Origin of the sequence: Mesorhizobium sp. M7A.F.Ca.CA.003.01.2.1, assembly GCF_003998945.1 — a bacterium.
In the GTDB taxonomy this organism is placed as follows: domain Bacteria; phylum Pseudomonadota; class Alphaproteobacteria; order Rhizobiales; family Rhizobiaceae; genus Mesorhizobium; species Mesorhizobium ciceri.
Genome location: NZ_RZRA01000294.1, coordinates 1 through 5,777, shown reverse-complemented (window position 1 = coordinate 5,777; position 5,777 = coordinate 1). Strand labels below are relative to the sequence as shown.

The window sequence follows — 5,777 nt, the reverse complement described above, 5'->3', positions numbered from 1 at the left end:
GACCCACCCCGTCGGCGGCTTCGGCCTAGCCGACAGCAAGACGGGGTGAGTTCGATGCCAATTTTGAGGAGCAATCTTTGACGCAGACAGTAAACATTCGCGATGCGAAAGCTCATCTGTCGCGCCTTGTGAGACGTGCAGCCCAAGGCGAGTCGTTTGTTATTGCCAAAGCCGGCAAGCCGTTGGCCAGAATCGTGCCGATCGAACAGCCGACGCTGCAGGCGCGACGGGTCGGTTTTATGGCCGGCCAGTTTTCCGTCCCCGACGATTTCGACCGCATGGGTCGCAATGAGATCGAGCAACGGTTCAACGCCGGCTTGTGAGACCTGTTACTCGACACCTGGGCGGGTGAAACAATCATTTTTCTGTGAATCGCGGTTCGCATTTTTCGCCCTGCGGGTCTAAGAGCGAAACATGGATTCCTCGGCCGAGCAGCCCTCCCCGGACCTGCCCACACTCGAGCGCATGGCGCGGATGCGCAAGCTCTGGCAGTGGCTTGCCCTGCTGGTTGTTTCCTTGCTGTTTGCCGGCGCGCTGGAACTCGCCGCCCTGCCGGCGGCGCTGCTGATCGGGCCGATGCTGGCCGCCATCGTCGCCGGCACCAATGGCGCCACGGTGCGCGTGCCGCGTCTTCTGTTCGGCGCCGCCCAGGCGATCGTCGGCTGCCTCGTCGCGGCGTCGATCTCGGCCGACATCTTTCCGGTCTTCACCCAGGAATGGCCGCTGTTTCTCGGCGTCGTGGTGGCCACCGTCACAGCCTCCAGCCTGCTCGGCTGGCTGATCAGCCGCTGGCGCATCCTGCCCGGCACCACCGCCGTCTGGGGCTCGTCGCCGGGTGCGGCCACCGCCATGGTGCTGATGGCGGGTGCCTTCGGCGCCGATCAGCGGCTCGTCGCTTTCATGCAATATCTGCGCGTCATCTTCGTCTCGATGACGGCGGCACTCGTTGCCAAGATGTGGGTCGACACGTCTGAGGTCGAAATCCCCGCCATCGTCTGGTTTCCGCCGATCGATGCCCAAGCCTTCGCCGCCACCATCGGCATCGCGGTCGTAGGCGGCCTGGCGGGAAAGTTGTGCCGACTGCCCTCGCCCTTCTTCCTCGGCACCTTCATCTTCGGCACCGTCGTCCATCTCGGCTTGGGCGTGGAAATGCAATTGCCGCAATGGCTGCTGGCCGTCAGCTACGCCATGGTCGGCTGGTCGATCGGCCTGAACTTCACAAGGGCGATCCTGCGCCATGCGGCGCGCGCCTTGCCGCAGATCATCGCCTCGATCGTGGCCTTGATCGCCTTTTGCGGCGGCCTTGCCTTCATGATCAGCCATCTCCTGGGCATCGATCCGCTGACCGCCTATCTGGCGACCAGCCCCGGCGGCATGGACAGCATCGCCATCATCGCTGCAGCAGCGCAGAACGTCGACATCTCTTTCGTCATGGCGCTGCAATCAGCACGCTTCCTGATCGTGCTGCTGATCGGCCCGAGCGTCGCGCGGCTGGTGGCGAGAAGCGTCAGGCAATAGGCAGCGGCTAGTCCTCGCCGCCCTCGCCCACGCTGTGCGCGTCCCGGCGCCAGTAGGCCGTAACCAGGTGGCGGTCGCGCGGCAGGCCCCACTGTTTGCGCACGATCTTGCGGATCTCCCGGAAATCGCCAAATTCGCAACCGACCCAGACGTACAGGCCGTCGGCAAGCGCCATGTGCTTGCGCTCGCGCAAGGCGGCGGACAACAGGCCCGCGGTGCCGGCCTCGCGGCCGTGCCGGTAAAGCCAGGTGATGTCGATATTATCCCCTTGCGCCAGCGCCATCCGGTCGTCCGGCCCATCGATCTCGATCAGCGCCTCAGCGCGTGTTGACGGCGGCAGATCTTCCAGAATCCTGCCTATGGCGGGAAGTGCTGTGTCGTCGCCGAGCAGAAGCAAGGTCTGCGCCACCGGAGCGTCGCCGCCACCGGGTCCGATCATGCCGATGACATCTCCCGCCCGTGCATTTTGCGCGAAGCTGGCGGCGGGCGTCTCCTGGCCGGGGTGCAGCACGAAATCGACATCGAGCCAGCCGCTTGCGGCATCCAGCGCCCGGATCGTGTAGACCCGCACGGCAAGAGCATCGTCGCCCGAAGGCCAGACAATCAGGCCGTCGGCGCCCATCGTCGGCCAGAGCGGCTGGCGGCCAGCCGGCGGCAGCAGCAGCCGCATGTGCAGGCCGCCATGGCTGAACCGGCCGAGATCCTTGCCGGCGAAGCGCAGACGCTGCATATGCGCCGAAATCCGCGTCGACGACATCACCGTGATCTCGCGGAAGAAGACCGGCGTGCCGGCGTCAACGCCGTCGCCTTGCCAATGAATGCCCCTGGTCGTGCCGAGATGTTCGGCGACATGGCCGGCAACCGTCATCTTCATGTAGGACAGGCAGGTTTCGTCGGACGCCGCGACGCGGATCAGTACGCTTTCATCATCGAGCGTGGCGCTCAACGAACCATAATAGAGGCGAAGCTCCCATTGGTCGGCGACGCCGGTGTCGATCTCGAATTCGCTGTGCTCGGCGCGCAGCCGGTCCATCACCGACCTGATCGCCGCGTCGCTGATCCGGGTTTGCGCGCTCAATTGGTCCATCATTCAAGTCCTATGCAACAGTTCGGGGCAAGCGCCGCAGCGCCCCCGCGGTCAGCGGCATGCCACAGCCGCTCAAGCGCTTCCACACAAACATGACTATCACTGTCATATTATGCGATGAACGCCTAGCGCGCCGCAAGGCGATCGGGAAGGAAATCGACGAACACGCGCACCTTCGGCGACAAATGGCGGTTGGAAGGCCACAGCATCCGGAACTGGCCACGGCCGTCGACATGACCGTCGAGAACGGTACGCAGCCTGTCTTCGTGCAGCGCCTCACGCACCAGGAAATCCGGCATGCAGGCGATGCCGAGGCCGGCGATCGTGGCGCCCTTCAATGCTTCCATGTTGTTGCAGGTCAGCATCGAGCGGATCTGCGGTTCAGCGCTTCCGGTTATGAACGGCCACTCCAGCAGCCTGCCGCTGTTGAGGAAGCGGAAGTTTATGCCGAAATGCCTGATGAGATCCGCCGGCTCGCCGGGTGTGCCATGGCGCTCGAGGTAGGAGGGCGCCGCGCACAGCAGCATGCGGAAGGGCGCAACGGGTCTCGACACGAGGCGCGAATCAGGCAGCTCGCCGCTGCGGATCGCGACATCGATGCCCTCGTCGATGACGTCGACGATCCGGTCGTTGAAATCGATGTCGAGTTCGATCTCGGGATAGCGGGCCATGAACTCCGACAACACCGGCAGCAACAGATGATAGGTGACGATCGGGGTGGATATGCGCAGCCGCCCACGCGGTGTTTCCCGTGTCCGCGACAGCATCGCCTCGGCATCGTCGATGTCGTCGAGGATGCGGCGCACCCGCTCGTTGAACAGCTTGCCCTCTTCCGTCAGGCCAATGCGCCGCGTGCTGCGCTGCAGGAGCCGCACGCCGAGTTCCTGCTCGAGCCGGGCGACACTTTTGCCGACAGCGGAAGCCGAGATGCCAAGCGCCCGTCCGGCAGCGACGAAATTGCCGAATTCGGCGGTGCGGGCAAAGGCCAGGAGCCCGTTGAGACGATCCATCGTGTCATTCCATTCGAGCGTTTCAGTCCGATATACCAGGAGATATAACACTATTCTTCCTGAAATGCCGACGACCTATCTTGTCATCACGACCGGCTCCGCAATCGCGCGGCCCACCGGCGAGTGCTGTTTCAGATAGGAAAATCCATGACTTCCAGGACCACAACCGGCTCTGCCGAGAGATGGCTCGTGCTCTTGTCCGTGTGCCTTGCCGCGATGACGATGCCATTGACCTTCACCGGTCCGGCCGTCGCTCTGTCGCGCATCGCGGCCGATCTCGGCGGCAGTCCCATCGAGCTCAACTGGGTGACCAACGCCTTCATGCTGACCTTCGGCGCCACCCTGATGGCGTCGGGCGCCCTGGCCGACAACCACGGCCGCAAGCGCCTCTTCCTCGTCGGCCTCTCCCTCTATATCCTGGCATCACTGGGCGCGATGCTGGCGCCGGACATCATCTGGTTCGACATCTTCCGGGCCGTGCAGGGGATCGGCAGTGCGGCCGCCTTCGCTGGCGGCGCCTCGGCACTCGCCCAGGAATTCGAAGGGCCATTGCGGCTGCGCGCCTTCAGCTTCCTCGGCACCAGTTTCGGCATCGGCCTCGCCTTCGGCCCGATCGCGTCGGGCCTGCTTATCTCCGCATTCGGCTGGCGGTCGATCTTTCTTCTGGTTGCGGCACTCGCGATTGCCGCCGCCATGCTCGGCCTGCGCACCATCAGGGAATCGCGCGACCCGGATGCGACGGGCCTCGACTGGGCGGGAGCCGGCACCTTCACGATCGCGCTGGCGTCGCTGACCTATGGCGTGCTCCAGGCGCCGCAGAGCGGCTGGGCTGATCCCCTCGTCGTCACGCTTCTGGCCGCTTCTATCATCTGTTTTGTCGCCTTCGTCGTTGTCGAGCGGCAAGCACAACGGCCGATGCTCGATCTCACGCTGTTTGCCTACCCCCGCTTCGTCGGCGTCCAGTTCCTGGCTGCGGCACCCGCTTACGCCTTCGTCGTCCTGCTCGTCCTGTTGCCGATCCGTTTCATCGGCATCGAAGGGATGAACGAGATCAAGGCCGGGCAATTGATGATCTGCCTCTCAGGTCCGCTGCTGATCCTGCCGATGCTCGCCGGCCAGCTGGCGCGCTGGATCGCACCGGCCACCATCTGCGGTGTCGGCCTGCTCGTCGCTGCCGCCGGGCTTGTCTGGCTGAGCCTGACACCACCGGTCGATAGTGCGCTGATGGCGCCGCTGATGCTGATCGGCGTCGGCATCGCTCTGCCCTGGGGATTGATGGACGGGCTTGCGGTCAGCGTCGTGCCAAGGGAGCGCGCCGGCATGGCGGTCGGCATCTTCAACACCACCCGCGTCGCCTGCGAGGGTGTGGCGCTGGCGATCGTCATGGCGACGCTTTCCGGCTTTGCCGCCGCGCAGCTCGCCGCATAAGGAATGGCATCTTCGACGGACGCAGCGGCGGCAGCCCAGTTGCTGGTGACCGGCAATCTCGGCGAAGCAGCACAACATTTGCCCCAAGCCGGAGCCATTGTTCTGGTCCAGGCCTACGAGACGGCGTTCGACAGGCTGCTGATCGTGTTGGCGGCGATCACCGTCGTCACCGCCCTTGTCGTCTTCCTTGGCCTGCGTCGCGTATCGGCTTCGGAGCGCGAAACCGCCCTGCCGGCATGCCAGGAAGGGTAGCCGTCAGCGGACGGGCCTCCCTATCAATCCAGCCTGTGCATCAGGTCGTCATCCAGCCAACGGCCGAAGAAATAGACCAGTTGCTTGTGCCACCACGGCCAGTCGTGGCTGACATCGCCGCCCCAGTAATCGACCCAGGCGGGAATGGATTTGTCGCGCAGGATCTGTTCCAACCTGCGCGTCTCGACCAGCATCCGCTCTTCCCAGGCGCCCTGCCCGCAGCAGAAGATCAGCCTGAGCGTCTTCAGCCGGGCCAGCAGTTTGGGATCGACGATGCCGGGCAGATAGTCGAGCGGCGAGTTGTAGAAGATATCGCCCTCGAGCGCCCTGCCGAAAAAATCGCGCGCCGAATAGACGCCCGACAGCGCGATGACGCCGCTGGCGAGTTCGGGAAAGCGGAAGACGAAGTTCGAGGAGTGATAGCCGCCCATCGAACAGCCCGAGAACAGCGGCTTCAGCTTGCGCCCGCCATTGGCCTGCTC

At 64.4% G+C, this 5,777-nt stretch carries 4 protein-coding genes and 2 pseudogenes; 3 read left to right on the top strand and 3 right to left on the bottom strand.

Annotation, left to right across the window (positions count from 1 at the left end; genetic code table 11):
• Window positions 1-77 precede the first annotated feature (77 nt).
• Both EN969_RS14060 and EN969_RS14055 read left to right on the top strand, forming a co-directional pair.
• Window positions 78-323 (top strand): type II toxin-antitoxin system Phd/YefM family antitoxin, encoded by a 246-nt coding sequence (locus EN969_RS14060; RefSeq protein WP_013529932.1) that lies wholly within the window; start codon window positions 78-80, stop codon window positions 321-323.
• Window positions 324-414: 91 nt separating this feature from the next.
• Window positions 415-1,518 (top strand): AbrB family transcriptional regulator, encoded by a 1,104-nt coding sequence (locus EN969_RS14055; protein ID WP_063168864.1) that lies wholly within the window; start codon window positions 415-417, stop codon window positions 1,516-1,518.
• Window positions 1,519-1,525: 7 nt separating this feature from the next.
• On the opposite strand, the gene EN969_RS14050 is transcribed toward EN969_RS14055, so the two are convergent.
• Window positions 1,526-2,605, bottom strand: coding sequence for a siderophore-interacting protein (locus EN969_RS14050; RefSeq protein ID WP_063170323.1), 1,080 nt, complete (start codon window positions 2,603-2,605; stop codon window positions 1,526-1,528).
• Window positions 2,606-2,730: 125 nt separating this feature from the next.
• Complete coding sequence (locus EN969_RS14045) at window positions 2,731-3,615, bottom strand: LysR family transcriptional regulator (RefSeq protein ID WP_013529929.1); 885 nt, start codon at window positions 3,613-3,615, stop codon at window positions 2,731-2,733.
• Window positions 3,616-3,762: 147 nt separating this feature from the next.
• Between EN969_RS14045 and EN969_RS14040 the strand changes: the two are divergent.
• A pseudogene (locus tag EN969_RS14040) lies at window positions 3,763-5,295 on the top strand (MFS transporter).
• Window positions 5,296-5,318: 23 nt separating this feature from the next.
• Here EN969_RS14040 and EN969_RS14035 read toward each other — a convergent pair.
• Window positions 5,319-5,777 (bottom strand): annotated as a pseudogene (locus tag EN969_RS14035) (esterase family protein); the annotation flags it as partial.

Bases quoted from the DNA above. Each gene is read 5' to 3' on its own strand.
- EN969_RS14055 (WP_063168864.1), top strand. From the start codon at position 415: ATGGATTCCTCGGCCGAGCAGCCCTCCCCGGACCTGCCCACACTCGAG.
- EN969_RS14050 (WP_063170323.1), bottom strand. From the start codon at position 2,605: ATGGACCAATTGAGCGCGCAAACCCGGATCAGCGACGCGGCGATCAGG.
- EN969_RS14045 (WP_013529929.1), bottom strand. From the start codon at position 3,615: ATGGATCGTCTCAACGGGCTCCTGGCCTTTGCCCGCACCGCCGAATTC.